This window comes from Pseudarthrobacter phenanthrenivorans Sphe3 (assembly GCF_000189535.1).
Classification (GTDB): domain Bacteria; phylum Actinomycetota; class Actinomycetes; order Actinomycetales; family Micrococcaceae; genus Arthrobacter; species Arthrobacter phenanthrenivorans.
In genome coordinates, this window is record NC_015145.1 from 3,759,735 (window position 1) to 3,783,492 (window position 23,758).

26 protein-coding genes are annotated in these 23,758 nt (G+C 66.4%); 13 read left to right on the forward strand and 13 right to left on the reverse strand.

Going from position 1 to position 23,758, the window contains the following annotated elements; translation table 11 throughout:
- Positions 1–2 precede the first annotated feature (2 nt).
- Together ASPHE3_RS17430 and ASPHE3_RS17435 are read left to right on the forward strand one after the other, a co-directional pair.
- The gene (locus ASPHE3_RS17430) at positions 3–1,973 is read left to right on the forward strand and encodes a tripartite tricarboxylate transporter permease (RefSeq protein ID WP_013602516.1); all 1,971 of its coding nucleotides are present in this window, start codon (positions 3–5) and stop codon (positions 1,971–1,973) included.
- Between the two features lie 38 nt (positions 1,974–2,011).
- A complete protein-coding gene (locus tag ASPHE3_RS17435; RefSeq protein ID WP_013602517.1) occupies positions 2,012–2,392 on the forward strand; it encodes a universal stress protein in 381 nt (126 codons plus the stop codon).
- A gap of 373 nt (positions 2,393–2,765) precedes the next feature.
- On the opposite strand, the gene ASPHE3_RS17440 is transcribed toward ASPHE3_RS17435, so the two are convergent.
- The 5 genes from ASPHE3_RS17440 to ASPHE3_RS17460 form a co-directional block, all read right to left on the reverse strand.
- Positions 2,766–2,954: a hypothetical protein gene (locus ASPHE3_RS17440; RefSeq protein WP_013602518.1), complete on the reverse strand. Its 189-nt coding sequence runs from the start codon at positions 2,952–2,954 to the stop codon at positions 2,766–2,768.
- Between the two features lie 73 nt (positions 2,955–3,027).
- Positions 3,028–3,447 carry a YkvA family protein gene (locus ASPHE3_RS17445; RefSeq protein WP_013602519.1) on the reverse strand — a complete coding sequence of 140 codons (420 nt, stop codon included), beginning with the start codon at positions 3,445–3,447 and terminating at the stop codon, positions 3,028–3,030.
- A 124-nt stretch (positions 3,448–3,571) separates the two neighbouring features.
- Complete coding sequence (locus ASPHE3_RS17450; protein WP_013602520.1) at positions 3,572–4,036, reverse strand: pyridoxamine 5'-phosphate oxidase family protein; 465 nt, start codon at positions 4,034–4,036, stop codon at positions 3,572–3,574.
- 80 nt (positions 4,037–4,116) lie between these two features.
- Complete coding sequence (locus ASPHE3_RS17455) at positions 4,117–4,770, reverse strand: response regulator (protein WP_013602521.1); 654 nt, start codon at positions 4,768–4,770, stop codon at positions 4,117–4,119.
- On the reverse strand, positions 4,767–6,113 hold the full coding sequence (locus ASPHE3_RS17460) for a sensor histidine kinase (protein WP_081459872.1): 1,347 nt from the start codon (positions 6,111–6,113) through the stop codon (positions 4,767–4,769). Before ASPHE3_RS17460 ends, ASPHE3_RS17455 begins: the two co-directional genes overlap by 4 nt.
- A 165-nt stretch (positions 6,114–6,278) precedes the next feature.
- Between ASPHE3_RS17460 and ASPHE3_RS17465 the strand changes: the two genes are divergently transcribed.
- From ASPHE3_RS17465 to ASPHE3_RS17475, 3 genes are all read left to right on the forward strand, one after another.
- Complete coding sequence (locus ASPHE3_RS17465) at positions 6,279–7,385, forward strand: ABC transporter permease (protein ID WP_013602523.1); 1,107 nt, start codon at positions 6,279–6,281, stop codon at positions 7,383–7,385.
- Positions 7,386–7,397: 12 nt separating this feature from the next.
- Positions 7,398–8,114 carry an ABC transporter ATP-binding protein gene (locus ASPHE3_RS17470; RefSeq protein ID WP_013602524.1) on the forward strand — a complete coding sequence of 239 codons (717 nt, stop codon included), beginning with the start codon at positions 7,398–7,400 and terminating at the stop codon, positions 8,112–8,114.
- A 117-nt stretch (positions 8,115–8,231) separates the two neighbouring features.
- Positions 8,232–8,708, forward strand: a complete 477-nt coding sequence (locus ASPHE3_RS17475) for a sensor histidine kinase (protein ID WP_013602525.1) — start codon at positions 8,232–8,234, stop codon at positions 8,706–8,708.
- 78 nt (positions 8,709–8,786) lie between these two features.
- Here ASPHE3_RS17475 and ASPHE3_RS17480 read toward each other — a convergent pair whose 3' ends face one another.
- A complete protein-coding gene (locus ASPHE3_RS17480; RefSeq protein ID WP_013602526.1) occupies positions 8,787–9,398 on the reverse strand; it encodes an NADPH-dependent FMN reductase in 612 nt (203 codons plus the stop codon).
- A 214-nt stretch (positions 9,399–9,612) separates the two neighbouring features.
- On the opposite strand from ASPHE3_RS17480, the gene ASPHE3_RS22330 reads away from it, so the two are divergent.
- Positions 9,613–9,789 carry a hypothetical protein gene (locus ASPHE3_RS22330; protein ID WP_167536990.1) on the forward strand — a complete coding sequence of 59 codons (177 nt, stop codon included), beginning with the start codon at positions 9,613–9,615 and terminating at the stop codon, positions 9,787–9,789.
- Positions 9,790–9,930: 141 nt separating this feature from the next.
- Here the strand turns inward: ASPHE3_RS22330 and ASPHE3_RS17485 are convergent, their stop codons facing one another.
- Positions 9,931–10,392 (reverse strand): DUF4383 domain-containing protein, encoded by a 462-nt coding sequence (locus ASPHE3_RS17485; protein ID WP_013602527.1) that lies wholly within the window; start codon positions 10,390–10,392, stop codon positions 9,931–9,933.
- A 300-nt stretch (positions 10,393–10,692) separates the two neighbouring features.
- Between ASPHE3_RS17485 and ASPHE3_RS17490 the strand changes: the two genes are divergently transcribed.
- The 3 genes from ASPHE3_RS17490 (at position 10,693) to ASPHE3_RS21290 (ending at position 15,148) form a co-directional block, all read left to right on the forward strand.
- Positions 10,693–13,368: an exo-rhamnogalacturonan lyase family protein gene (locus tag ASPHE3_RS17490; protein ID WP_013602528.1), complete on the forward strand. Its 2,676-nt coding sequence runs from the start codon at positions 10,693–10,695 to the stop codon at positions 13,366–13,368.
- 107 nt (positions 13,369–13,475) lie between these two features.
- The gene (locus ASPHE3_RS17495; protein WP_013602529.1) at positions 13,476–14,120 is read left to right on the forward strand and encodes an SRPBCC family protein; all 645 of its coding nucleotides are present in this window, start codon (positions 13,476–13,478) and stop codon (positions 14,118–14,120) included.
- Positions 14,121–14,278: 158 nt separating this feature from the next.
- On the forward strand, positions 14,279–15,148 hold the full coding sequence (locus ASPHE3_RS21290) for an SRPBCC family protein (RefSeq protein ID WP_013602530.1): 870 nt from the start codon (positions 14,279–14,281) through the stop codon (positions 15,146–15,148).
- Between the two features lie 178 nt (positions 15,149–15,326).
- Here ASPHE3_RS21290 and ASPHE3_RS17505 read toward each other — a convergent pair whose 3' ends face one another.
- Complete coding sequence (locus ASPHE3_RS17505; RefSeq protein ID WP_013602531.1) at positions 15,327–17,324, reverse strand: rhamnogalacturonan lyase; 1,998 nt, start codon at positions 17,322–17,324, stop codon at positions 15,327–15,329.
- 213 nt (positions 17,325–17,537) lie between these two features.
- Entirely contained in the window at positions 17,538–18,035 is a 498-nt protein-coding gene (locus ASPHE3_RS17510; protein ID WP_013602532.1) for an Lrp/AsnC family transcriptional regulator, read from the reverse strand.
- A gap of 90 nt (positions 18,036–18,125) precedes the next feature.
- On the opposite strand from ASPHE3_RS17510, the gene hisC reads away from it, so the two are divergent.
- Together hisC and ASPHE3_RS17520 are read left to right on the forward strand one after the other, a co-directional pair.
- Complete coding sequence (gene hisC / locus ASPHE3_RS17515; protein ID WP_013602533.1) at positions 18,126–19,220, forward strand: histidinol-phosphate transaminase; 1,095 nt, start codon at positions 18,126–18,128, stop codon at positions 19,218–19,220.
- A gap of 71 nt (positions 19,221–19,291) precedes the next feature.
- The gene (locus ASPHE3_RS17520) at positions 19,292–19,921 is read left to right on the forward strand and encodes a YitT family protein (protein WP_041653217.1); all 630 of its coding nucleotides are present in this window, start codon (positions 19,292–19,294) and stop codon (positions 19,919–19,921) included.
- Between the two features lie 17 nt (positions 19,922–19,938).
- Here ASPHE3_RS17520 and ASPHE3_RS17525 read toward each other — a convergent pair whose 3' ends face one another.
- Positions 19,939–20,859 (reverse strand): SMP-30/gluconolactonase/LRE family protein, encoded by a 921-nt coding sequence (locus ASPHE3_RS17525; RefSeq protein ID WP_013602535.1) that lies wholly within the window; start codon positions 20,857–20,859, stop codon positions 19,939–19,941.
- Positions 20,860–21,040: 181 nt separating this feature from the next.
- Here ASPHE3_RS17525 and ASPHE3_RS17530 point away from each other — a divergent pair, with 181 nt between their 5' ends.
- Positions 21,041–21,379 carry a hypothetical protein gene (locus ASPHE3_RS17530; RefSeq protein WP_013602536.1) on the forward strand — a complete coding sequence of 113 codons (339 nt, stop codon included), beginning with the start codon at positions 21,041–21,043 and terminating at the stop codon, positions 21,377–21,379.
- A gap of 41 nt (positions 21,380–21,420) precedes the next feature.
- Here ASPHE3_RS17530 and ASPHE3_RS17535 read toward each other — a convergent pair whose 3' ends face one another.
- The 3 genes from ASPHE3_RS17535 to ASPHE3_RS17545 are packed head-to-tail and all read right to left on the reverse strand — an operon-like array spanning position 21,421 to position 22,920.
- Positions 21,421–21,666 (reverse strand): three-helix bundle dimerization domain-containing protein, encoded by a 246-nt coding sequence (locus tag ASPHE3_RS17535; protein ID WP_049786091.1) that lies wholly within the window; start codon positions 21,664–21,666, stop codon positions 21,421–21,423.
- A gap of 53 nt (positions 21,667–21,719) precedes the next feature.
- Positions 21,720–22,652: a threonine/serine dehydratase gene (locus tag ASPHE3_RS17540; protein WP_013602538.1), complete on the reverse strand. Its 933-nt coding sequence runs from the start codon at positions 22,650–22,652 to the stop codon at positions 21,720–21,722.
- 7 nt (positions 22,653–22,659) lie between these two features.
- Positions 22,660–22,920: a hypothetical protein gene (locus tag ASPHE3_RS17545; RefSeq protein ID WP_013602539.1), complete on the reverse strand. Its 261-nt coding sequence runs from the start codon at positions 22,918–22,920 to the stop codon at positions 22,660–22,662.
- A 213-nt stretch (positions 22,921–23,133) separates the two neighbouring features.
- Here ASPHE3_RS17545 and ASPHE3_RS17550 point away from each other — a divergent pair, with 213 nt between their 5' ends.
- The gene (locus ASPHE3_RS17550) at positions 23,134–23,739 is read left to right on the forward strand and encodes an AAA family ATPase (RefSeq protein WP_013602540.1); all 606 of its coding nucleotides are present in this window, start codon (positions 23,134–23,136) and stop codon (positions 23,737–23,739) included.
- Positions 23,740–23,758: the final 19 nt, after the last annotated feature.

Consider the following 23,758-nt stretch of genomic DNA (forward strand, 5'->3'; position numbering starts at 1 on the left):
TCATGCTTGACTCCGCAATGGCAGCGCTGGCATCCCTCGCTGACCCCTCCCTCCTCATCATGCTCCTGATCGGCGTCGTCGCCGGCCTCGTCATGGGGCTTATCCCCGGGCTCGGCGGCACGGGCGCCGTCGCAATCCTGCTGCCCATCACCTTCGGCATGGAACCGCCCCAGGCGCTGGCCCTCCTCATCGGAGCGCTCGCCGTCGTCCATACCTCAGACACCGTCTCTGCCGTGCTGCTCGGCGCCCCGGGCTCGGCCTCTGCCAGCGTCACGATGCTTGACGGCTACTCCATGGCGAAAAAGGGGCAGGCGGCACGTGCCCTGACCCTGGCCTTCCTTTCCTCCATGGCCGGCGGCATCATCGGCGCCATCGGCCTGACCCTGGCAATTCCGCTCGCCCGGCCCCTGGTCCTCTCCTTCGCCAGCCCCGAGCTGTTCATGCTGACGGTCCTCGGCGTGGCGCTGGCCGCGGTCCTCTCGCGCGGAAACATCATCAAGGGTGTCTCCGCAGGCCTCCTGGGCCTGGTCCTGGGCATGGTGGGAACTTCACCCACTACCGCCGAGGAACGCTTCACCTTCGGCAGCCTGTTCCTGGGCGACGGCCTGTCGCTTGTGGCCGTTGCCCTCGGAATCTTCGGACTGGCTGAAATCGCATCACGTGCAAGCCAGCGCCGCGGACAGAAGCAAACGATCACCCTCGGCGGCGGCTGGGGCCAGGGCATCAAGGAATGGCTGACACACTGGACGCAGGTCATCCGCGGAGCGCTCATCGGCATCTGGGCGGGCGTCCTGCCCGGCGTGGGCGCCACCGCAGGAACCTGGCTGGCTTATGGCCAGGCCGTGGCCACGGCCAAGGACAAGCGGAAATTCGGCAAGGGTGACCCGCGCGGCATCGTTGGCCCCGAGAGCGCCAACAACTCGGTGGAAGCCGGCGACCTGATCCCCACCCTCCTGTTCGGCATCCCCGGCGGTGTGCCCTCAGCGATGCTCCTCGGCATGCTCCTCACCTACGGCATCCAGCCGGGCCCTTCGATCATCACCGAGCACCTGGACCTCATGTACCTGATCGTCTGGTCCTTCGCCATTGCCTCGATCCTCGGCGCGCTGTTCTGCTTCCTCAGCGTCAAGCAGCTGGCAAAGCTCACCAAGGTGCCCTTCGCCGTGCTGGCCGCGGGCCTCGTTGCCGTGATGCTCCTCGGGTCCTTCCAGGAAGGCGGCCAGCTGGGCGACCTCTGGGTAATGATCATCCTGGGCGTGTTCGGCTGGCTGCTGAAGTCCACCGGGTTCCCCCGCGCTCCCTTCCTCATCGGCTTCGTCCTGGCAATCCCCCTCGAGCGGTACTACTTCCTCACCGACAGCCTCTACGAAGGCTTCGACTGGATGGCACGCCCGGGTGTGCTCGTCTTCCTGGCGATCCTGATCCTGCCGATGGTTTGGGCGTTCATCAAGTTCATCCGCGCCCGCCGCAAGACCAACCTCGACGACGGCCACCGGGACGAACAGCCTGAGGAGGACGAAGCGCCGCTGAAGAACTCCACCTGGTCCCTGGTGGCAGCCGGCATCTTCGCCGTCGCCTTCGCCGCAGCACTCATCTCATCCCAGTCCTTCTCAGCCGAAGCACGCCTGGTCCCGCAACTGGTCAGCATCGGCGGACTCATCTTCTCGGCGATCATGCTGTTCATTGAGATCCGGGCGCGCCTTCGCACCAGGACCGAGAGGGCCGGCTGGACACTTGATGCGGGGTTTGCCCTGAAGACCTTCGCGTGGATGACCGGCTTCCTCGCCCTCACGGCAATGTTCGGATACCTCATCGCCGTCACGGTCTTCATACCGGCGTTCCTGCTGATCGTGGCCAGGGCACGGCTCAAGGTTGCCATCATCTACACAGGGGTCCTGTTCCTCGTGCTCCTGGCACTCCCCTCCCTGCTGCCCATCGACCTGCCACAGGGCTGGCTCAACACCCTGATCTAGCAGTCCACCGCCACTGAAAAGCCATTGGAGAACCAGACATGACCATACTCGTAGCCTATGCGCCCGCTCCCGAAGGCCGGGAAGCGCTGAATGAGGGCATCAAGGAAGCACACTTGCGGAAGTCGGATCTCCTGATCGTGAACATCGGCCGGTCCCACCACGACCTCGAAGCGCAGGAAATTGAGCAGTTGGAAAGCCAGCTGTCCGAAGCCGGGCTCGCCCTGGTCATGGAGTCTTCCGTCCTGGCCGATCCCGGAGACGCAGTAATCCAGATCGCGCAGGAGCGGAACGTCGAGATGGTCGTCATCGGCTTGCGGCACCGATCCATGGTGGGCAAGCTCATCCTTGGAAGCACGGTGCAGCGGATTCTCCTGGATGCCACCTGCCCTGTGCTCGCTGTGCGCGCTGACCGGCTTTGACCAGGAGCCCAAGCTGCCGGGCCAGGTCCGGCGGGCATGCCTCGATTCCCGCACTCCATCGCAACAGGTAGCCCGAAGGACGGGCGCGGGACGTACAGGCATGCACGGGAAGCAGGGCATTCACAGAATGCCCTGCTTCCTTCTTTAAGCCTTCTTCCCCGCGCCGAATGCCCTGTGTACAGGGGGAGCAGACCCGGTTAAGTGACGAAGCCCCCGCGCGAGTCTGGCTCCAGCGCGGGGGCTCCTATGCTTCCGTGTTGGGGAATAACGTGGAAACAGATAGAAATTTACCCGGTCTTAATCCTGCCAAAGTTCCATTTGGAAGGCTTACCGCGAATCTTGATTCAACTTTGAGCCAGAGGCGATGTGACGCCTAGCCGTTCTGGGGGCCGTCGGTTGCGTCCGGGTCTTCCTCCGGTTCAAAGGTGTTGGGTTCAGCGTCAGCTCCCATCCCAACGCCGTCGCCGCTGCGGGGAACACCGCCGTCGCCCTTTCCCCCGGCAGGTGCCGTACCCTCCTGCGGCTCGTCTTCAGGCAGTGAATCTGGTGAATTGATGGTCATCGCTCCTCCTTCAATGGCTGGTCCTTCACGCTAACAGCCCTTGGCCTGAATGGCTCCGATCAGCGGAAAGATTTTACGGCCGACGGCGGACGGGGGCTGCCGCGCGGAGGATCACTTCCAGCCCGGCCGGGCTCCCTGACCAGTGCCGTTCCAGCGCAGGGCGGCCGGCCCGCTTCAGGACCGAACGCAGCACCAGCGCCACGATGACGGCGTCATCCGCGTAGCCGATGACCGGGATGAAGTCGGGGACCAGGTCGATGGGCGAAAGCAGATAGGCCAGCAGCAGCACCAGGCGCACCCGGACTCCCCACGCAACAGACCGGTCGGCCGCGAGTCTCCTGATGAGCCGCAGCAGTTCCGGCAGCAGCCGCAGCGCATCCTTCATGGTGACTGTTTCGGGGTGGCGCCGGGCATAGATCCACAGCATCAAAAGAAGCGCGGCATATGCCAGCAGCACGCCGGCCACCAGCCCGACGACGGTTTCCCAGGTCATGTCCGCCTCTTCCGCATGCCGGGGGTTAGGGACGCCGGCTACTGAACGAGGGTACGCCAGGCACGGGGCGAGCTTGAGCGCGCTTTCATACGCCCGCCAGGGACTCGCGCAGTAGGAATGGCCGTCAGGTCCAGTCCGCGGAGAAGTCCAGCGGCGGCCACCACCGGCCCCGTGAGTGGACGGCGAACCTGCGTCCGCTGACCTCGGTGGGACTGATCCGGATCAGGTGCTCCTTTGGGCCGGGCTCCCAGGGTTCCCGGTCAGGATCGGATAACTCCAGGGGCACCCCGTCGTCTGCCACAGGCTCCGGGATGCCTTTGACCACCACACTCCACACCTCGGTGCCGTATGCATTCATTCCGTCGGTCTCCAGGGCAACGGCTGTCCCGGCCAGCAGGGAGTATAGCTTCGTGCCCGGGGCAGTCCGGAAGAACAATGCCCCTTCCGCCGGCACAAAGTTCACGGGGAAGATTTCCGGTGTGCTTCCGTTGATGACCGCCAGCCTGCCGATGTAGGAGGAGCGCAGGTATTTCCAGCACTCCTCTTCCGGGAGGATTTCAGTCTGCGGGTCCGGGGGCGAAGTGTCCATGGCCCGCAGTCTAAACGTCCCGGATGCCCGCAGACAGGGTCTTCCTTCCCTGCGCTGCCCTGCCTAGCACGGATGCATGCTCAGGGAGCCGGCGGCCGGATGATCCGGCGCTGCGTTGCGGCGGCGATCGCTGCCGTCCTGTTGTCCACACCGAGCTTGCCGTAGATGTGGACCAGGTGCGTTTTGACGGTGGCCTCGGAGATGAACACCTGTTTGGCGATGGCGCGGTTGGAAAGCCCCGTGGCCAGCAGCTCGAGCAGCTGGACCTCGCGGGGCGTCAGGGACGTGCCCGGGTTGCTGATCCGGTTCATGAGCAGGGCCGCCGCCCGTGGTGCGAGCACCGTTTCTCCTGCCGCGGCCGCAAGGACGGCCTGCCGGATCTGCTCCGGAGGCGCGTCTTTGAGCATGTAGCCGCTGGCACCGGCCTCGACGGCGGCGAGGATGTCCGCGTCGGTGTCATAGGTGGTCAGGATGAGGACGGGCGGAGGCGCGGCAAGCCTGCGGATTTCGGCGGTGGCCGTCACGCCGTCCATGCCCGCTCCCATTTGCAGGTCCATCAGCACCACGTCCACGGCCTCCCCCAGGACTGCCAGGCGTGACAGTTCCTTCAGGGCGGCCCGCCCGTCCGCAGCTTCGGCCGCCACGGTGATGCCCTCAAACTCGGTGAGCATCGCCCTCAGCCCGGCGCGGACCACCGGATGGTCATCAACCAGCAGCACCTGCACGTTGGTCATGGACCCAGCCTTGCCGCAGCTTCATCGAGCGGCAGCCGGATTGCCACTACTGTCCCCTCGCCCGGCGCTGACTCCAGGTCCAGGGTGCCCCGCAGCGCCTCCACCCGTTCCTGCAGCGAGCGCAGGCCGAAGCCGCCCCCGCCCGTCCCGCCACCTTCACCGCCGCCGTCCCGGAGGGTGAGGGAGGGGTCAAAGCCGATGCCGTCGTCGTAAATGTCCATGGTGACTTCGGTGCCCAGGAAGGTGAGCGTGATGACCGCGGTGCCGGCGTGGGCATGGTCCCGGACATTGGCCAGGCTGGCCTGCGCCGCGCGGAGCAGCGCCACCCGGTAGGGCTGCGGCAGGTCGGCGGGCGCACCGTCCACCTCAAGGCGGCAGCGGAGCGTGGTTCCCCGCGCCGCGGCGCCGGACTCCGTTTTCTCGCAGAGCCTGCGCAGCGCCTCAACGAGCGTGGTGCCGTGGAGCTGCGGGGAGGACAGGCCGCGGACAAAGCTCCGCGCCTCGGCAAGGTTGTCGGCTGCCGTCTGCTGCACCAGCGCCATCCGGGCTGCGGCGGTGCCCGCGTCCCCGTCCGCCAGGGACTTGTCCGCTGCCCGGGCCAGCAGGACGATGCTGGACAAGCCCTGGGCCAGGGTGTCGTGGATCTCCCGGGCCAGCCGTTCCCGCTCAGCCAGGACCCCGGCCTGGTGCTGGGACGCAGCCAGCTCCTGCCGGGTCCGGCGCAGTTCGTCGGCCGCCCGCCGCTGGTTCTCCGCCTCCCGGTAGAGGGCAACGTATGCCAGGCCGGTGATGACGGCGAACGCGGCGCCGAACAGCGGTCCGACGACGGCGGCCGCGTGCGGGATCCGCTCACCGCTCGCCGCCCATTGGGAGGCGATGACCGCCGTCGTCATCAGGGTGATGGTCAGCAGGGCGGCCCGCCGGGGCAGCAGGTGCAGGTGCAGGAAGAACAGCGGGAACGCCAGCCAGGCGAAGTCCGCGCTGCCCACCAGCAAGAGCACCCACAGCACCGTCACCGCGGCCAGCCACTGGAGCCCGTAGCGGCGGGGGTCGAAGGCGGTGCGGCCCGTGGCGTGGCGGTGTTCCAGGACCGTGCCGGTCAGGTAAACCCCCGCCAGGACCACGGCTACGCCGGTCCATGCAAAGGGAAAGGATCCCTGGGCCCCTGCCGCCAGCAGCCGGACCACGCCGACCACCAGCAGGGCAGCGAACCCGGTGTGCAGCGTGACTCTCAGCACCCGCAGGATCGCTTCCGATGATGCCGTTTCCACCGCGCTCAACGGGTTCTTTGGCGCGTGCACGCCGGCGCCCTGTGAGGGGTGCAAGGAAGAGTCGGCAGGCATTTCACCAGCTTATGCGCGCCCGGCCGCCGCGGGATCAATCAAAAGGTTGACTCCCGGTTCCACCTTTCCTCCCGGGTATATCAACCAGGTGCGCGATGGTCCGGCAACTGCTGGCCGGGACAGTGGATATACACCCCAAATGATCCCGATTGAGAGAAGAACAACGTGTTCCTGGCAATCCGCGACATCCGTTTCGCCAAAGGGCGGTTCGCCATGATGGGCGGTGTGGTGGCCCTGATCACCCTCCTGCTTGTAATGCTTTCCGGCCTGACGGCGGGCCTGGCCGAGCAGTCCACGTCGGCCATTGACAAGCTGGGGGCGGCCGCCGCTTCACCGGTTGACACCGTGGTGTTCGGCGCCCCGGGTTCCGGCGCTCCCAAAGCCTCCTATACCGAAAGTTCCGTGACTGCCGCCCAGGTGGACAGCTGGAAGGACCGGCCGGGTGTCCTTTCGGCCGAACCGCTGGGGATCACCCAGACCCGCGCCCAAGGCGTGGCTGAGGGTTCAGGCACGGCTAACGTCGCGGTTTTCGGGGTTGCTGCCGGGAGCGGGCTGGCGCCCTTTGACGTCACCGACGGCACGGCCGTGCTGGGGGAATCGGTGGCCGGGGCCCTGTCCCTGAAGCAGGGGGACGTGGTGGGCATCGGCGGCGTTGAGCTTTCCGTCAGCGCTGTCGTGGAGGACCAGTGGTACGCCCATACCAGCGTGGTGTGGACAGATCTGTCCGCCTGGCGGGACGTGGCGCACGTGTCCGACGGCGGCCAGCTGGCCACGGTGGCCGCCGTCACCTATGCGGAGGGCGCCGACGTCGATGAGGCCGCCGCGGACGGTGCTGCTAATACGGTAAGCGCCTCCCGGACCGGGTCCTTCCAGGCGCTGGGATCGTTCAAGAGCGAGAACGGGTCACTGACCCTCATGCAGGCTTTCCTGTACGGCATCTCGGCCCTGGTGATCGTTGCGTTCCTGACGGTCTGGACCATCCAGCGCACCCGTGACATCGCCGTCCTGAAGGCTCTGGGCGCGCCGGCAGCCTACATCCTCCGGGACGCGCTGGCACAGGCTGCGATCGTCCTGGTGGCAGGGGCGGGGGCCGGTGGGGCCGTCGGGATCCTTGGCGGCTTCCTTGCCAGCCGGGCTGCCCCGTTCCTGCTGGGCCCGGGCACCACCCTGGTGCCCGTCGTCGGAATTATTGCCTTGGGACTTGCCGGGGCTGCCCTGGCCGTGCGCCGCGTAACCACAATCGATGCCCTGCTGGCCCTCGGCGGGAACTAGGAAGGACCACCCATGAACACCGAACACCATTCTCCCGCCACGGACGCCTTGCGCCTGGTCAATGTGACCCTCGAATACCCGGACGGGGGCGGCACCACCACTGCACTGGACCGGGTGGATCTGACCGTTCGGGCCGGCCAGCTGGTCTCCCTCGTGGGTCCCTCAGGCTCCGGAAAGTCCAGCCTCCTGGCCGCCGCAGCCACCCTGGTCCGCCCCACCCGCGGCCAGGTGATCATCGACGGCACCGATACTGCCGGCCTGAGGGACAAGGACCTCACGGCGCTGCGGCGCAGCAAAGTGGGCATCATCTTCCAACAGCCCAACCTGCTCCCCTCGCTCACGGCCGCCGAGCAGCTCATCATCAGCGACCACCTGCGCGGGAAGTCAGCCGCAGCCGCCCGCAGTAAAGCTGCCCGCCTTTTGGACGTCGTGGGCCTGTCCGCCAGCGCAGCCAAGCTGCCGCACCAGCTCTCCGGCGGTCAGCGCCAGCGGGTGAACATCGCCCGGGCGCTGATGGGCGATCCGAAAGTATTGCTGGTGGACGAGCCAACCGCTGCCCTGGACCACGAACGCAGCGCCTCGATCATCCGCCTGCTGCGCCAGGTCACTGCGGATTTCGGGGTGGGAACCGTGCTGGTCACCCACGACACCGAGTTCGTTCCCCTGACGGACATGGTGGCGACCATGCGGGACGGCGTCCTCACCGCCCCGGTCCTGACCGGCGCCTGAACCCATGCAAACGCCACGAAGAATTGATGGGATCTTGAGTCAAACCTTGCTGCCCGTTGACTTTGCGGGTCCACGCTGGAGCCATCAGACCAACCAGCTTGTGGGGAGCAGGAAGTCATGGGAAACAAGGCAGCGTATGACGAGGACGTCATCACCGTGGGAGGCGTGCTCACGGACCAGCATCCGCTGGACTTCTACACGTTGGGGCTTGCCGGCTGCATTGACCGGCTCACGCGGCCCCTCCGCCGGCAAGGGACCGCGGTCCGCTGGGATACTCCGCATTGGGGGATCGAGATTCCGGCGGACTGCGCATCCCTTCTTTACCAGTCAGCGCGCGAAGCCCTCAGCAACGCCTATAAGTACTCGGAAGCCTCCTGCCTGACCGTCCAGCTCGCCGCCGTCGATCATGGTATCCGCCTGACAGTGGCCGACGACGGCACAGGCTTTGACAGCAAGCGCGCCACCTGCGGACGGCACCACGGCTACGGCCTGCGGCTGATGTCCGTAGCCGTCAGGGAGGCGGGCGGTTCAGTGAATATCAATTCCAGCCCTGGCCACGGCACCAGCGTGACGGTGACGCTTCCCCTGGACTGAAAAGCTCGGAGGCCCGCGGTACTGGGACCGCGGGCCTCCGTAATTATTCGCGATTATTCGCGCGGGATCTCCCCGCTCCTACCTGGAGAGCTTGGCCTCGTCCGGCTCCATGTCGCCGATGTGGCCCGGCGCATTGGCTGCCAGGACGCGGGCAACAAAGGCGCCGTACTCGTCCATGTAGTGCCGCAGGAACTTGGCAGTGCCCTCATCCTTGACCTCGCCGTCCTCACCGAACACCGCGGCGTCGTAATGGATATATGCTTCCGGCGCGTTGAGCTGGGGCGCGTCCAGGAAGCTCAGGACACTCCGCATGGAGGACTGCATGACGGCTGTGCCGATGCTGCCGGGCGAGGCCCCGATGATTCCGGTGGGCTTGCGGGCAAAGGAGTTGGTTCCCCACGGCCGGGAGCCCCAGTCGATGGCATTCTTCAGGGCACCGGGAATGGAGCGGTTGTACTCCGGGGAGACGAACAGGATGCCGTCGGAGGCTTCAATGGCTTCCTTGAGGGCACGTCCTTCCGGCGGGAAGTTTGCGTCGTAGTCGTAGCTGTAGAGCGGGAGGTCCTTGATGGGGATCTCCGTGAATTCCAGGTCCTCGGGCGCAAGCTTGATCAGCGCCTTTGCCAGGACCCTGTTGATGGAGCCGCTGGCGAGGCTTCCCACGAAGTAGCCAATCTTGAACGGTGCCATGAGTTTTCCTTCCACTGGCCGGTCCGTGCCGGCCTGCCATGTCTGCTGGAGTAGGTGCCGCCTGTGACCGGACGGCTGGTGGTGCTCAGTGCACCACCAGTCCAGCACAGAAGGTCCGGCACGGCCAGAGTGCCTGGAAGGTGCTTGACAGGCACGGCCCCGGGGCGCTCAATGATGGTTCAGCCCAGTCCCCCACCGGACCCCAGGAGCAGTGATGAGTGAGAACCCATTGAAGGACCAGCCGAGCGGTCACGACGACGAGCGCGTTCACACCGAAATGCCGGCCGAGGGGGACCCGGACGCGGACCCTGCCGGCCTCCGCGTCCACACCCAGGACCCGGCAGAAGGCGCGGACCCGGGCAGTGCCGGGACGGAAGGCACCGACGACTGAAGACTGGGTTGCCGGGGCAACCGCCTTCGGCAGGGCCGAACACTGGCAGTGGCCGGGCACGGCAGTCACATGGACATGGCAGTGGCCGGGTCCCCACCGAGCCTGACTCAGGCGGGACCCGGCCACGTCACCTCCGCACCTTCACCCCCGGTTGGCGTTGGCGCGGCCCATTGCAAGTCCCGCACCCACCATGACTACTCCGAGGACGGCGTGCAGCCAGTTGTCGGCGGTGTTGACCGGAATGAAGTTGGCGGTTGATGCCTGGTCAATCAGGAGGCCGTAAAGCCAGATCGCCAGGTACACCACGCCGCCTCCCACCAGGAAGTACTTCGCCTGGGTGTCGGTCCTGCCCATGAGCAGGCCCGCCGCACCGAAGAGCAGGTGGACGATGTTATGCAGGATGGAAACCTGGAAGATGCCCAGCAGCATGGCACCGGAGTCGGGGCCGGCGAAGGCAAGTTCCGAATAGTTCGTGGTGACGCCGGGGATGAATCCCAGGATGCCCACAACGGCGAAGATACCGCCCGCAACAAGGGCAGTGATCTCGATTGGCGTTCGATGATGGCCGGCACCAATGCCCGGATGGGCGGATGACGCAGACATTTTCTTTTTGCTCCCTCAGTATTGGTGTGATGTTGGGTTGCTGTGGGTGGCGCCCCACATGCGTACTGAGACCGCCGCGTCCCCTGCGTCCAGTACAAGCTTCATGGCTTCCGGGTGCTGGTTTCAGGGTCTTTCGTCCCCTCTTTCCGGCGCGGGGACCTGTCGTGGAGTGCGGCAGGCGGAAAACTCCAGAGTCGCGTCCCCCTTGCGGCGCTTCCGGTCCCCCGAGTACTTTTGAAACGAATCAGAAAGCGCTTTCAGCAGACGCTTCGGCGCAACCGGACAACGGGAACGGATCACATGACGGACAGCACCCTCATCAGGTGGATCGACAGCGGCGCCCCGGCTGAAGCAAGCGGGGGAACCACGTTTGGAATGCCCTTTGCCCGGGGCACGGTCGCGGCGGCCAGCACCCTCAACGTGGCGGACGCCGCCGGCACCCCAGTGTCCAGCCAGGCCTGGCCCCTGGCCACGTGGCCGGACGGATCCCTGAAGTGGGCGGGCATCGCACTTCCCGCCACTGCTTCTCCTGCCGAGGCGTACCACGTAACCTCCGACGGCGGCGCCCCACCCGCCAAAGCCGGCCTGCCGCCGTCGAACGCTGGCGGAGTCAGCGGGGTCACCGCAGTCAGCCGGGTCACCGTCACGGAAACGGACGGGGCACTCACGGTGGACACGGGCACACTGCGGATGGTGATCAACCGCGGCGGTTCAGCCCTCTTCAGCAGCCTTCTCCGCGATGGCGTTGAAGTGGCACGCGACGCCCGCCTGGTCAGCCTGGTTCAGGACGGTGTTGTTGAAGGTGCCGGCACGGTGGGCCGCGAATCCTTCACGGGCGGGGTTTCCGCCGTGGTGCTTGAACAAACCGGGCCTGTCCGTGCGGTGGTACGGCTGGAGGGCCAGCATTCCCCTGACACACCCGGCAGCACCCGGGAAAGCTGGCTCCCGTTCGTGGTTCGCTTCTACTTTTACGCCGGTGCCCGCAGCGTCCGGATGGTGCATTCCTTCATCTGGGACGGCGATGCGGACCGGGACTTCCTTGCCGGACTGGGCGTCCGCTTCACCGTGCCGCTGGCGGCGGAACTCCACAACCGCCACGTCCGGATCGCCGGGGCCGACGGCGGCTTCCTCCTCGAGGGCGTCCGCGGACTGACGGGCCTGCGCCGGGACCCCGGCGAAGAAGTCCGGCGCGCGCAGGTGGAAGGCCGCCCCACCCCTGACATGCAGGGCTGGAATCCCGAGGTTTCGGAACGGCTGCACCTGATTCCTGCGTGGAACGACTACACCCTCAGCCAGCTCAGCGCGGACGGGTACGAGCTCCGCAAGCGCACTGCTCCCGGCCATGCGTGGGTGGGCATTTCCGGCGGAACCAGGTCCGCCGGCTTCTGCTCGCTCAGCGATACCAGCGGGGGCTTGGGAGTGGGTGTTAAGGATTTCTGGCAGTCGCACCCCGGCCAGTTGGACATCCGCGGCGCCGCGACGGACCAGGCCACGCTCACCGCATGGTTGTACTCCCCCGAAGCCCAGCCAATGGACCTGCGCTTCTACCACGACGGCCTGGGCCAGGACACTTTCGAGGAACAGCTCGAAGGACTGGAAATCACCTATGAGGACTACGAGCCCGGCTTTGGAAATGCCAGGGGAATTTCCCGCACACACGAGTTAACTCTTTTCGCCTACCAAGGCACCCCGGCAACCGAACTCCTCGCAACGGATGCAGCCGCCGCCTCCACCCCCGCCCTGCTCCAGCCCACACCGGAGTACCTGCACTCCGTGGGCGTCTTCGGCGACTGGGACCCGGTGGACCGCAGCACCCCTGCGCGGGCCGAACTTGAGGACCACCTGGACTTCCTCGTCGATTTCTACTCCGGCCAGGTGGAGCAGCGGCGCTGGTACGGCTTCTGGAACTACGGCGACGTGATGCACACCTACGACCACGACAGGCATGTGTGGCGCTACGACGTGGGTGGTTACGCCTGGGACAATTCGGAACTGTCCCCCGACCTCTGGCTTTGGTACTCGTACCTGCGCTCGGGCCGGGGGGACATTTTCCGCTTCGCCGAGGCCATGACCCGGCATACGGGCGACGTGGATGTGTACCACCTGGGGCCATGGAAGGGCCTGGGCTCGCGGCACAACGTCCAGCACTGGGGCTGCAGCGCCAAGCAGCTGCGGATCAGCACGCCGGCCTACCGCCGCTTCTACTACTACCTCACGGCAGACGAGCACACCGGGGACCTGCTGACAGAACTGGTGGACAGTGACCAGAACTTCCTGGGCCTGGACCCTGTCCGCAAGGTGCGCCCCGATGCCGGCACTTACCGGCCGGACCGCAGCGCCCTGGGAGTGGGACTCGGTACGGATTGGGGCTCGCTCGCCGCCACCTGGCTCACGGACTGGGAGCGCACCGGCAACCCGCGCTCACGGGACCGGCTCCTGGGCACCATGGCCGATATCGGCGCCCTCAAGTACGGATTCCTGACCGGCGAGGCACTCTACGACCTGGACAAGGGCAGGTTCGATACCGGCCGGGAAACGATCCAGGTCTCGCACTTGAGCGCCGTGTTCGGACTGGCGGAGATCTGCAGCGAGCTGGTGGACCTTGTCCAGGATCCGGAATTTGAGCGGGCGTGGCTGCAGTACTGCCGGTTGTTCCTGGCCACCAAGGAGGAACAGGTAGAGGCCGTGGGGCAGCCTCTGGACGGCATTTACCTCACGCAGGCCCACAGCCGGCTGACCGCCTATGCAGCGGCCAGGCTCAAGGATCCCGGACTCGCGGCGAGGGCCTGGTCCAGTTTTTCCGAGGGCGGCGAGCACCTCAACCACCAGTCGGCATTCACGCTGCGGAAGATCCAGCCGCCGCACGTGCTGCTGCCGGTGGACGAGGCGCCTACGGTGTCCACCAATGACGCATCCCAGTTCGGCCTCGCCGTCATCCAGAACCTGGCGCTGATAGGCGGCCAGCTCCCGGGCTGACCCGCCGCGCATGGAAGGGGTGGTGGCACGGGCCAAGGCGGAGCAGACTAGGAATTACTGATGGCCTCAGTTGCTTCATCACATGCGGTTCGGTCGAAGGAGACATGATGAGCACGAAAGTGGAGAAACGGATTGTGGTCGATGTGCCGGTCAGCACCGCGTACACCCAGTGGACCCGGTTCGAGGACTTCCCCCGGTTCATGAGAGGCGTGGACAGCGTGACCCGGCTGGGTGATGACCGCCTCAGGTGGGTGGCCCACATCGCCGGAGCCCGCCGCGAATGGGAGGCAAGAATCACCGAGCAGGCCGCGGACCGCAGGGTGGCCTGGACATCCACCGAGGGCCCGGCGAATTCCGGTGCCGTGGAGTTCAAGGACCTGGGCGGCAACAGGACTGAACTGGCACTGACGCTGGAGTACCAGCCCGTGCGCCTGGTGGAGAAGGTGGGCGAGCTGGTCCACATGGTGGGCCGGCAGGCCGAACACGACCTGAAGGACTTCAAGGAGTTCGTCGAGCGGCAAGGTGCAGTCCAGCAAAGCGGGGAGGGCGCGCGGACCGGTGAACCTGTTGCCGGGGAGACACCGTACAGCCGGTTCTCGCACCCGTTTGACCAGACGGGCGGCCTGGTCGATTTCGAAGGCGAGTCGGACGAGACAGTGGACGGCGAAAACTACAGTTCGGGCGAACGCCGCCAGCGCCGGCATGACGACGGCCCTATTCCGCCCTATGGCGGCACGCTCGGCCAGCATTGACGGTACCCGGCCAGATGCCTGGCCCGGCCCAACGGCGCCGGCTGCCGCCGTCGTCCCTTCCCGCTCTGGAAACCAGCGCGCCCAAAAGGTATGTTGGTAAGCATGCTGATGATTTTTACCGATTCATCAGTTTCCGGTGACACAGCGAAGGAGACGTTATGAGCACGAAGGTGGAAAAACGCATTCTGGTGAACGTACCGGTGAGCACGGCCTACAACCAGTGGACCCAGTTCGAGGATTTCCCGCACTTCATGGGCGGCGTCAAGAGCGTCACCCAGCTGAACGATGATCGGCTGGAGTGGGTGGCGGAGATCGGCGGCGTCCGCAGGCAGTGGGAGGCCAAGATCCTGGAGCAGGTCCCCGACCGCAAGATCGCCTGGGCCGCCACCGAAGGCGCCACCAACGCCGGCGCCGTGGAGTTCGAGGACGTGGGCGGCGGCCAGACCTCCCTGCAGCTGACGCTCGAATACGAGCCCGAGGGACTGATTGAAAAGGTGGGCGACAAGCTCAACGTAGTGGACCGCCAGGCCGAGGCTGACCTGAAGCGGTTCAAGGAATTCATCGAGGATGAAGGTTATGCCAGCGGTGCATGGCGCGGCAGCGTCAGCTCCGGAGCACCCGTCGGCACCCCGGGCGTGGAAGACGCCGCAGGTTCGCGCGGCGACTCGGGCAAGGCAGGCGTCTCCGGCAAGGTGGCAGCAGGCGTTGGGGTTGCCGCCGCAGCGGGCGCAGCAGCCGCGATGGCGGCAGGCGGCAGCAAGGGCGAAACCGCCGTTGCCGATGAAACGATAACGCCGGCCGCCACGGGGGAGCCTGCAACCGTCACCCCCGTCACCACAGACACGACTGCCGCGGGCACGGCGGGCGCTGACACCACAACAACGGGTACCACCGCTGCGGGGACGACGGCGGCAGCCGGCTCCACGGGCTCCGTTGCCGACCTGGGCGGCGACGACCGGGATCGGGCACCCCTTCGACCAGACCAACGGCCTGGTGGATGCCACCGGCGAGTCGGACGAAACGCTTGAGGGCGAGAACCTGAGCGCCGCCGAGCGCCTGAGGGACGACCGCCGGCCCGACGGCGGCCTGCCGCCTGTTGGCGGCAACCTCGGCCAGCACTGACCTGCACGGCAGCACAACGAAAGCGCCGCCCGCCTCTCCCCCGAGGCGGGCGGCGCTTTGCCGTTCTATTGCTGCTGCCGGCCCTTACTTCTCCGCGCCTGCGTAGGTAACAGAGGGCGCAGCAGGAGTTGCCATGCCCTCGCCGATGAAGAACCCCGGATGCGGCGGCTGGTTGTAGGCCACGCCCTCCCGGGCCACCCCGGTCCGGTAGGTGGGATCGTGCATCAGGGTACGGAGGCGGACCTCGGTGGGCGAAGTGCTGGTGTAGATCCGCAGTTCCGTGCTGTCCGACGACGGGAACGCCAGTTCCTCGCGCCAGTCACCCAGCAGGTCGGCCTGGACTGCGGGGTTGCCCTTGGTGTGGTTGTTGGTCCTGGCGCCAGTGGCGGTCAGCAGCCTGTCGCTGCTCTCGGTTTCCCAGTTCCACTTGGAGATGCTGGGCACGCCCACTCCCGCGGCGGCATCAAAGTCGTGGTCCACGATCTCGCGGAGCAGGTCGCCGTCCCACCAGGCCAGGAAGTTCGCGGCCGGGATCTTTTCGGCGATCAGCTCCCCCTTGGCAGACATCAGCTGTCCCCGCGGCGAGTTCCATGAGGCATCGCCGCCCACAGCCCAGCCTTCGGCACCGGCATGGCGGGGGTCGATGTCCCCCGCGGCTCCGCGGCCGGTGTCCCTGACAGCGGGAATGCTCCAGATGACCTCGCCCGTGGCGGCGTCACGGAAGGTGGCGCCGCGGTTGCCGCTCTGGCTCATGCTTTCGTGCACGGCGAAAACTTCAAGGCCCGGGCGGGAAGGGTCAAAGTCGCTGGTGTGGATGGCATCGCCGTGGCCCAGCCTGGTGTTGTACAGGGGCGTGCCGTCGTCGTCGATGGTCATGGAGCCGAAGACGAACTCGTCCTTGCCGTCGTGGTCAACGTCGGCCACCGACAGGTTGTGGTTTCCCTGGCCCTTGTACTGCGAGCCTTCGATGTCCGAGTCGAAGGTCCAGCGCTTCACCAGCTTGCCGTCCACCAGGTCATAAGTAACCAGGACGGTGCGGGTGTAGTAGCCGCGGCTGAACATCATGGACGGCTTTTCGCCGTCCAGATAGGCCACGCCGGCCAGGAACCGGTCCACGCGGTTGCCGTAGCCGTCGCCCCAGGCGGAAACGCTGCCGCGCGGCGGATCGTAGGCCACGGTGTCCATGATGGTGCCGCTGTCCCCGTTGAATACGGTAAGGAACTCAGGCCCGGACAGCACGTAGCCGCCGCTGTTGCGGTGGTCGGCCGCAGCATCGCCGATTACCGTGCCGGCGGCGTCCGTGGTGCCGTCGGCCGTCTTCATGGACACCTCGGCCTTGCCGTCGCCGTCGAAGTCGTAGGCCAGCACCTGGGTGTAGTGGGCGCCGGCGCGGATGTTCCGTCCCAGATCGATGCGCCACAGCCTGGTGCCGTCCATCTTGTAGGCGTCCACGTAGACGTTCCCGGTGTGGCCGGACCGGGAGTTGTCCTGGGCGTTGGAGGGATTCCACAGCTGGATGATCTCGTAGCTGCCGTCCCCGTCCAGGTCCGCAACGCTCGCGTCGTTGGCGGTGTAGGTGTACGCCTGGCCGGTGGGGGTGACGCCGTCGGCCGGCTTGTCCAGCTTGATGGACAGGTAGTTTTGCGCCAATGGAGTGAACTCGCCGCTGAGCTTGTCCTGGCCGTTGCCGTTGCCCACTGTCTTGATCGCGTACTTGGACTCCGCCGTCCCGGCCGGGTCAACGTAGGTTGTGGTGTTGCGGATGGGCTCTTCCGTGAGCTGGACGCCGTCGCGGATCACGTGGAAGCCCACGCTGTCCTGGTCAAGGCCCAGCATGCGCCAGCCCAGCGTGACGCCCTGGTCCGTGAGGACCGCAACCGGTGCGCGGTCCAGGTTTTCCACTTGGCGCTTGAGCTCCGCCTTCCCGGACTGGCCTGGGGCGGTGCTTGGCCCAGCCTCGGCCAGGGGAGCGCCCGTGAATGCCAGCACGGCAGCCGTGAGTGAGGCGGCCAGTGCCGTGGGGGCGGCTTTCCAGGCTCGGCCGGCCCGGGATGGAAGGGTACATTGCGAGGGATTAGCCAAAAGAACATCTCCTTTGATGCGGCGGCAGCTGAGTCTGCCGGACGACAGTTGGAACGTTTCATTCCTACGCGGCAGTCATCCGGCTTCTGAAGATCCGGCTTGGGCTTTTGGCAGTAGGAAAACGCTTTCTGCCCTTAAGGTGTATCAGCGCTTTACACGAGAGGTCAAGGGTTTGACGAAGCCATTTGGGAGAAATTGTTCCCTTGCGTTCACTTAGGTCCTTGTTTCCCCCGGGCGCCCGGCCGCGGCTTCAAGCAGCGGAAGCGTCCGGGCGGGCATCACTTCCACCAGCGACATTGCCGTGCTGGTACGCACGACGCCGGCAATCGCCAGCATCGCGTTGGTCACCCGATGCAGATCTGCGGGGTTTCTCGCTGCCACCTTCGCCAGCAGGTCCGCATCGCCAGTGGTGGCGTGCATCTCGATGATCTCCGGGATGGTCCGGAGCGCGGCCACCGCTTCCTCGCTGGAGGACTGGCTGATGGAAATCGAGATGAAGGCAATCAGCGGAAGCCCCAGGGCCTCCGTCCGGACCCGCTGGCTGAACGGGGCCAGGCTTCCGTCCGCCAACAGCCTGCGAAGCCGGGCATGGACCGTGTTCCGGGCAACGCCCAGTGAGCGTGAGAGGGACAGGACGGTGGCGTGGGGGTCCCGGTCGAGTGTGAGGAGGATCTCTGCATCAAGAGCGTCAATGAGGTGCACAATGAGCATTTTGCCACCTACACCGCTATGGTCGGTCCGATCTGTCCTGCGCGGATCCCCCATGTTGCGCAGAAGTGCCACGTAACTCAGGATGCTTCCATGACCAGCATCCTCCCCGAAGCAGAGGCACCCGAGGTGCGTGCCGCCGTCGCCAGCCTTCCCGCCTACGTGGCGGGCAGGAGCGCCGAGTCCGAACTGACGGCCGCCCTCGCTTCCAACGAAAGCCACTTCGCTCCCCTGCCATCAGTCATCGACGTTATCTCTGCGGAGGCAGCCAGGATCCACCGGTACCCGTCCATGGCAGCGGCGGACGTGCGGGAGGCCGTTGCCAAGTATCACGGCGTCACCGCGGATGAGGTTGCCGCCGGGCCGGGAAGTTCGGGCGTGCTGCAGCAGATCTTCTCCGCGCTTTGCGGCCACGGCGACGAAGTGGTGTTCGCCTGGCGCTCCTTCGAGGCGTACCCCATCCTCGTGACAGTGGCCGGCGCGGTGCCCGTCCCCGTTCCATTGCTCCCGAACGAACACCATGACCTCCCGGCCATGGCGGCTGCCGTCAGCAGCCGGACCCGCGTGGTGATCCTTTGTTCGCCCAACAATCCCACCGGAGTGTCCATCAGCGCCGGGGCATTGGAGGAGTTCCTTGGGTCCGTGCCGCCGCATGTCCTGGTGGTGCTGGACGAGGCCTACATCGAGTTCCAGCGCGGCCCGGGGCTGGACGCCCTGGACTTTTACCGGCGCTATCCCAACCTGTGCATCCTGCGAACCTTCTCCAAGGCCTATGGACTGGCCGGGCTGCGGGTCGGCTATGCCATTGCCCGGCCGGCGATCGCCGAGGGCCTCCGCCGGACCGCAATCCCCTTCGGCGTCAACCGGATGGCCCAGGCCGCGGCCGTGGCGTCCTTGGCTGCGCAGGGCGAGATTGCAGAGCGGACGGATGTGGTTGCCGCAGAGCGCAGCCGGGTCATCGGGTGCCTGCGCACCTACGGCTGGGACGTTCCGGACAGCCAGGCCAACTTCTACTGGTTGCGGGCATCGGACGGGATGCGGGAGCAGATCCTGGCAGCGCTGTCCGATGCCGGCATCCTGGCGCGCGGCTACGCCGGGGACGGGGTGCGCGTCACCCTGGCAGACCGGACGACCAATGACCGGGTGCTCGCGGTCCTGTCCCGGCGCGGAAGGTTCCGGGCCCAGTGAGCGTCTCCACCGTGAAGGCCGCTCACCGCGCCGCCGCCGGGGCCGGGGCCGGGGCCGTCGCAGCGCAAGGCATGACGACGGCGGGACCGGCCGCGCCGCCGTCGTCCGCCATCCGCCATTCCCTGCTCGAGGACATGCTGGGGTTCCTCACCGGGACGTTCGCCGCCTCACTGGGGCTGTTCCTGCTCAAGTCCAGTGAGGCGGTCACCGGCGGCACCGCGGGCCTGGCGCTCCTGCTCAGCTACACGGTCCCGCTGCCGTTCGGCGTGATCTTCTTCGTCGTGAACCTGCCGTTCTTTGGCCTGGCCGTGTGGAAGAAGGGGTGGAACTTCGCGCTGCGTACCGGCACGGCCATCTTCCTGGTCTCGGTCATGGCAAGCCTGCATCCGTGGGCTATGGGCGCACTGGACATCAATCCCGTATACGGTGTGCTGGCCGGCAACCTGCTGGCGGGCGTGGGCCTGCTCATCCTGTTCCGGCACCAGTCCAGCCTGGGCGGCTTCAATATTCTTGCCCTGCTGCTGCAGGAAAAGCTGAAGTGGCGTGCGGGGTACGTCCAAATGGTGCTGGATGTGGCCATCGTCCTGGCGGCGCTGGCGCTGGTTGCTCCAGTCATGGTGCTGCTCTCTGCGGCCGGCGCCATCCTGCTAAACCTGGTCCTCGCCCTGAACCACCGCCCCGGGCGCTACCTGGCAAGGTAGCGCCCGGCTGGGCCTGGTCAGCCGCGCGCGGGTACCAGGACCACTTCGTGCGGGCTTGCTGGGCGGTTGAACTGCGCATTGACGGCCGCCAGCGTGTTGCCAAACAGGGCAGCTGTGGTGGGGATGTCAAAAGCCGGATCCGTGATGGTTTCCTTGGTGACCCCCGCGGAGAGATCGTGGTTCAGCTTGATGCGGCTGATCTGGTTCAACTGGTTCTGGACCGCCCACACAGTTTTCCCGCGAACCAGGATGCCGTCCACGTTGGGCAGGGGGTCCGTTTCAATCAGGGCGCTGGCCCCGGTCTCCGGGTCTACCGTGAACAGCGCCTGCTTGGCCGAGTGCGCCACAATGAGGACCGAGCCTCCCCTGGCGGACGCGATGCCGTTGAGATTGAACCCGCCGGGAACTTCTGCCGCCGGTCCGGTGAGCCCTTTCGTTTCCAGCTCCACCAGCTTTCCTTCCCGGTCAACCTTCAGGCGGTACAGCTCGCCGCGCACCGAGTTGGTAAACCAGGCGCCGTCTTCCGTGAGGGTGACGTCATTGATGAAGCCGGACGCCAGCTGGTATTCGGCAACCAGCTCCCCCTTCTTCGTGTTGTAGACAAACGCCTTGCCGGTATCGCCGCCAGCAACGAAGAGAAGGTTGTTCCGGGTATCAGCCTTCATTCCGGCAGCCCTGCTCTCCGCCGGGGCCTCTATGAACCGTTCGGCCGTGCCGTCACGGATGTCGCCGCGGAAGATGTCGCCGCTCTCCAGTTCTCCGGCGTAGAAAGTGGTCCCCCTCCCGGCCGCAATGCCCTCTGCGGAGGTGGCGCCGTCGAGCACTATGACGCCGTCCCCTGACGGCGGCGAGGCAGCCGCCGGCAGTGCCGCGGGAACAATCAGGGCAAGCAGGGCAAGAATTCCGACGGCGGCACGGCGGTGTACGGTTCGGCGCATGATGCTTCCTTGCTGGGGTTGGGGGCCTTGCTGTTGGGGGTTTGCCATGCGCGGGGCCACAATCTGCGGCGACTCCGCACGACTGGTGTTTGCCAGTCTAGGCACCTGCAGGGGTCCCGCCAAGGCATTGCTGCCCCCGTTCTGCTTACAATCGAAACCTCAATCAACTACTGAGGGATCCATGAAGAAATTCGCCACAGCCCTGATCGCCGCCGGACTCGTTGTCACCGCAACGGCCTGCACCGCCTCGAACCAGCTCACCACCGCGGAAACCTGCGAGCGGATCCAGTCCGTTGTGTCGAACCCGGCAAACAACGCCGGAAAGACCGGCATGAACCGCCTGGCCAACCAGATCCGGCCCATTCATGCAGTCGCATCGGACGACCTCAAGGGTGCCCTTGAGTCGATCCTCGAGTACACGGACGAGCAGGCCAAGGAAACCCCGGACGAGGCCAAGCTCGCCGAACTCCAGCCAGGCTACGAAGAGGCCGGGGCAACCTACAGCCAGTTCTGCAGCTGACCAGGCCTTCGCGGCCGGTCCACTTTTGCCGCTGGGCGCTGCTAAACCCCGATGGTCCCGCCGGCAGGGGCAACCTGCCCCAACCTGTCAGGCTGCGAATGGGCGAGCCGCAGCTTGGCCGCCCGCTCCACAAGCACCGGTATGTAGTCCCGGATGGGACCGTCGTCGAGCAGCGCGTGCTCCTCCGCCACCACGTCCTCAATGACGGAACGTTGTTCCTGGGGAAAACGCGCTGCCAGGCGGTCGATGATTGCCATGAGGGCCCGAGCCTCGGGTTCTTTGGTCATTCCAAAAGTTTCAGTGTGACGGAAGCCACAGTCAATAGCGGGCCCTGGACTGCTTAGAGGGTGGCCGGGTCTGTGTTCGCTCCACAGAGGATGACGCCCACGCGCTCGCCAACTCCCGGTAGATAGGCACCGGAGGTCAGGGCGGCGTAGGCTGCGGCGGCCCCGTGTTCCACCACGATCCGGTAGTCCGCCCAAAGGTTCGAGCGCGCCTGGACGATGTCCTCGTCGGACACCAGGACGCTTTCGACGCCGACGCGGACCGCCACGGAGAAGCCGATATCGCCGATGCGGCGGGCACCGAGGGAATCGGCCGCGATTCCGGACACCGGCACATCAACCGGCACGCCCGCAGCCAGGGCCGCGTTCAGGGTTGGTGCGGTGTCCGGCTCAACGGCCACGACTTTTGCCCGGCCCTCCACGGCTGCGGCAACGCCGGCCATCAAACCGCCACCGCCAACGGCCACCAGGACAGTGTCCACCCCGCCTGTCTGGTCCAGCAGCTCAAGGCCCACCACTCCTGCGCCAGCCACAATTTCCGGCTGGTCGTAGGCGTGGCAATAGATGGCACCGGTTTCCCGGGCGTGCTTGACGGCCGCTTGATAGGCCTCCGCGTACTCGGCGCCGCCCTGCACCACTGTGGCTCCAATGGCCTTCAGCTTCTGGACTTTCAGCGCGGGAGCGGCGGCAGGGATGAACACCGTGGCGGGCACGCCCAGCTGCGCGGCGGCATAAGCGTTGGCCAGGCCCGCGTTGCCGCCCGAGGCCACGACAATGCCGACGCCGGCCTTCAGCTCGCCGCGCTCCTTTGCGGCGAGCACCCTGTTGAGTGCACCGCGGGCCTTGAACGTGCCGGTGTGCTGCATGAACTCGCACTTGAACCAGACTGGGCCGGGAAAATTCTCCGGGTCACCTTCCAGGACGGGCGTAAAGCGGGTGAGCCCCGCGGTCCTTCGGGCCGCCTGCTCCACGTCGGCGCGGGTAAGCATTGGCTGGTCAGACCTCGTCGTCCCAGGTTCCGGGCTCCTGCAGCGCCTCCTCCGGCTTGTGGTCCGAGGGCGGTTCACCGCTGCCGGCGAAGGAGGCCGGCACGGTTCCGCCGGCGTGGGTTTGCTGCTCCTCGCGGATGTTGCCGGCGCCAGGCAGTTCCGGGTGCTGGCCGCTCATCGGCGCCTGCTTCGCTTCCTTGGCCTCATCCGGATCCCCCGGGCCGCGAAGGTCTGCGGTGTTCTGCGGCTCATCATTGCTAGCAGTCATGGTCCTGCCTTTCGGTTGGGAACTGCGGCGGGCGGGAACTGAACCCGCACGGTCCTCCAGCCTACGGGCTGAACCGTGCCCGCCGCAGGATTGTGGTGGAGGCAACTGCGCATGGAGGCAGCCTGTGGAATACAGTATGGAACCTGTGAATCGGCGGACCACCGGGACTTTCCTGGCCCAGCCTGCGTTGTACCAGTGGCGGAAGGAGGCCATGTGCTCATAGTCCTGACCGGAATCGACGGTTCGGGGAAGTCCACGGCTGCCCAAGCGCTCGTATCAGCAGTCCAGGCCAGGGGCGGGGCTGCCTTGCTGCTGAACAACCACGCGGGCAGGCGCGCCATGTCTGTTTTTTCAGCGAAGCTGGGAATCCGGCTGCCGGCCAGGGCCGCAGACGCTGCGGAGACCATCTTCCGGGTGTGGAATGTGCTGCTGAACCATCTGCGGACCAGCCGCTTCGATGGGCTGGTGGTGATGGACCGGCACCTGTACTGCCAGCTTGCCCTCCGGGCGGCCAAGGGCCTGCCCCGCGGCCGCCTGCTCCCTTGGCTGCTGGCCGCACTGCCGGCGCCTGACGCCGTCGTGCACCTGGAAGTCGACCCCCGGCTCGCCCACGAGCGCATCAAGGCGAGGGGTTCCGATGCGGAATCGCTGGAGGACCTTGCGGCCTTCGACGACGGCTACCGCCGGCTGCCGGAATACCCACAGTTCGTCACCGTGGACGCCTCGGTGCCCGCTCCCGAGCTCGTGCGAAGGCTTGACGCACTGATCTCCCAGCTTCCCCCGCGGAGCATGGAAGGCCCCCTTCTGGCACCCAACTAACAGTCCAGGACAGCGGGCA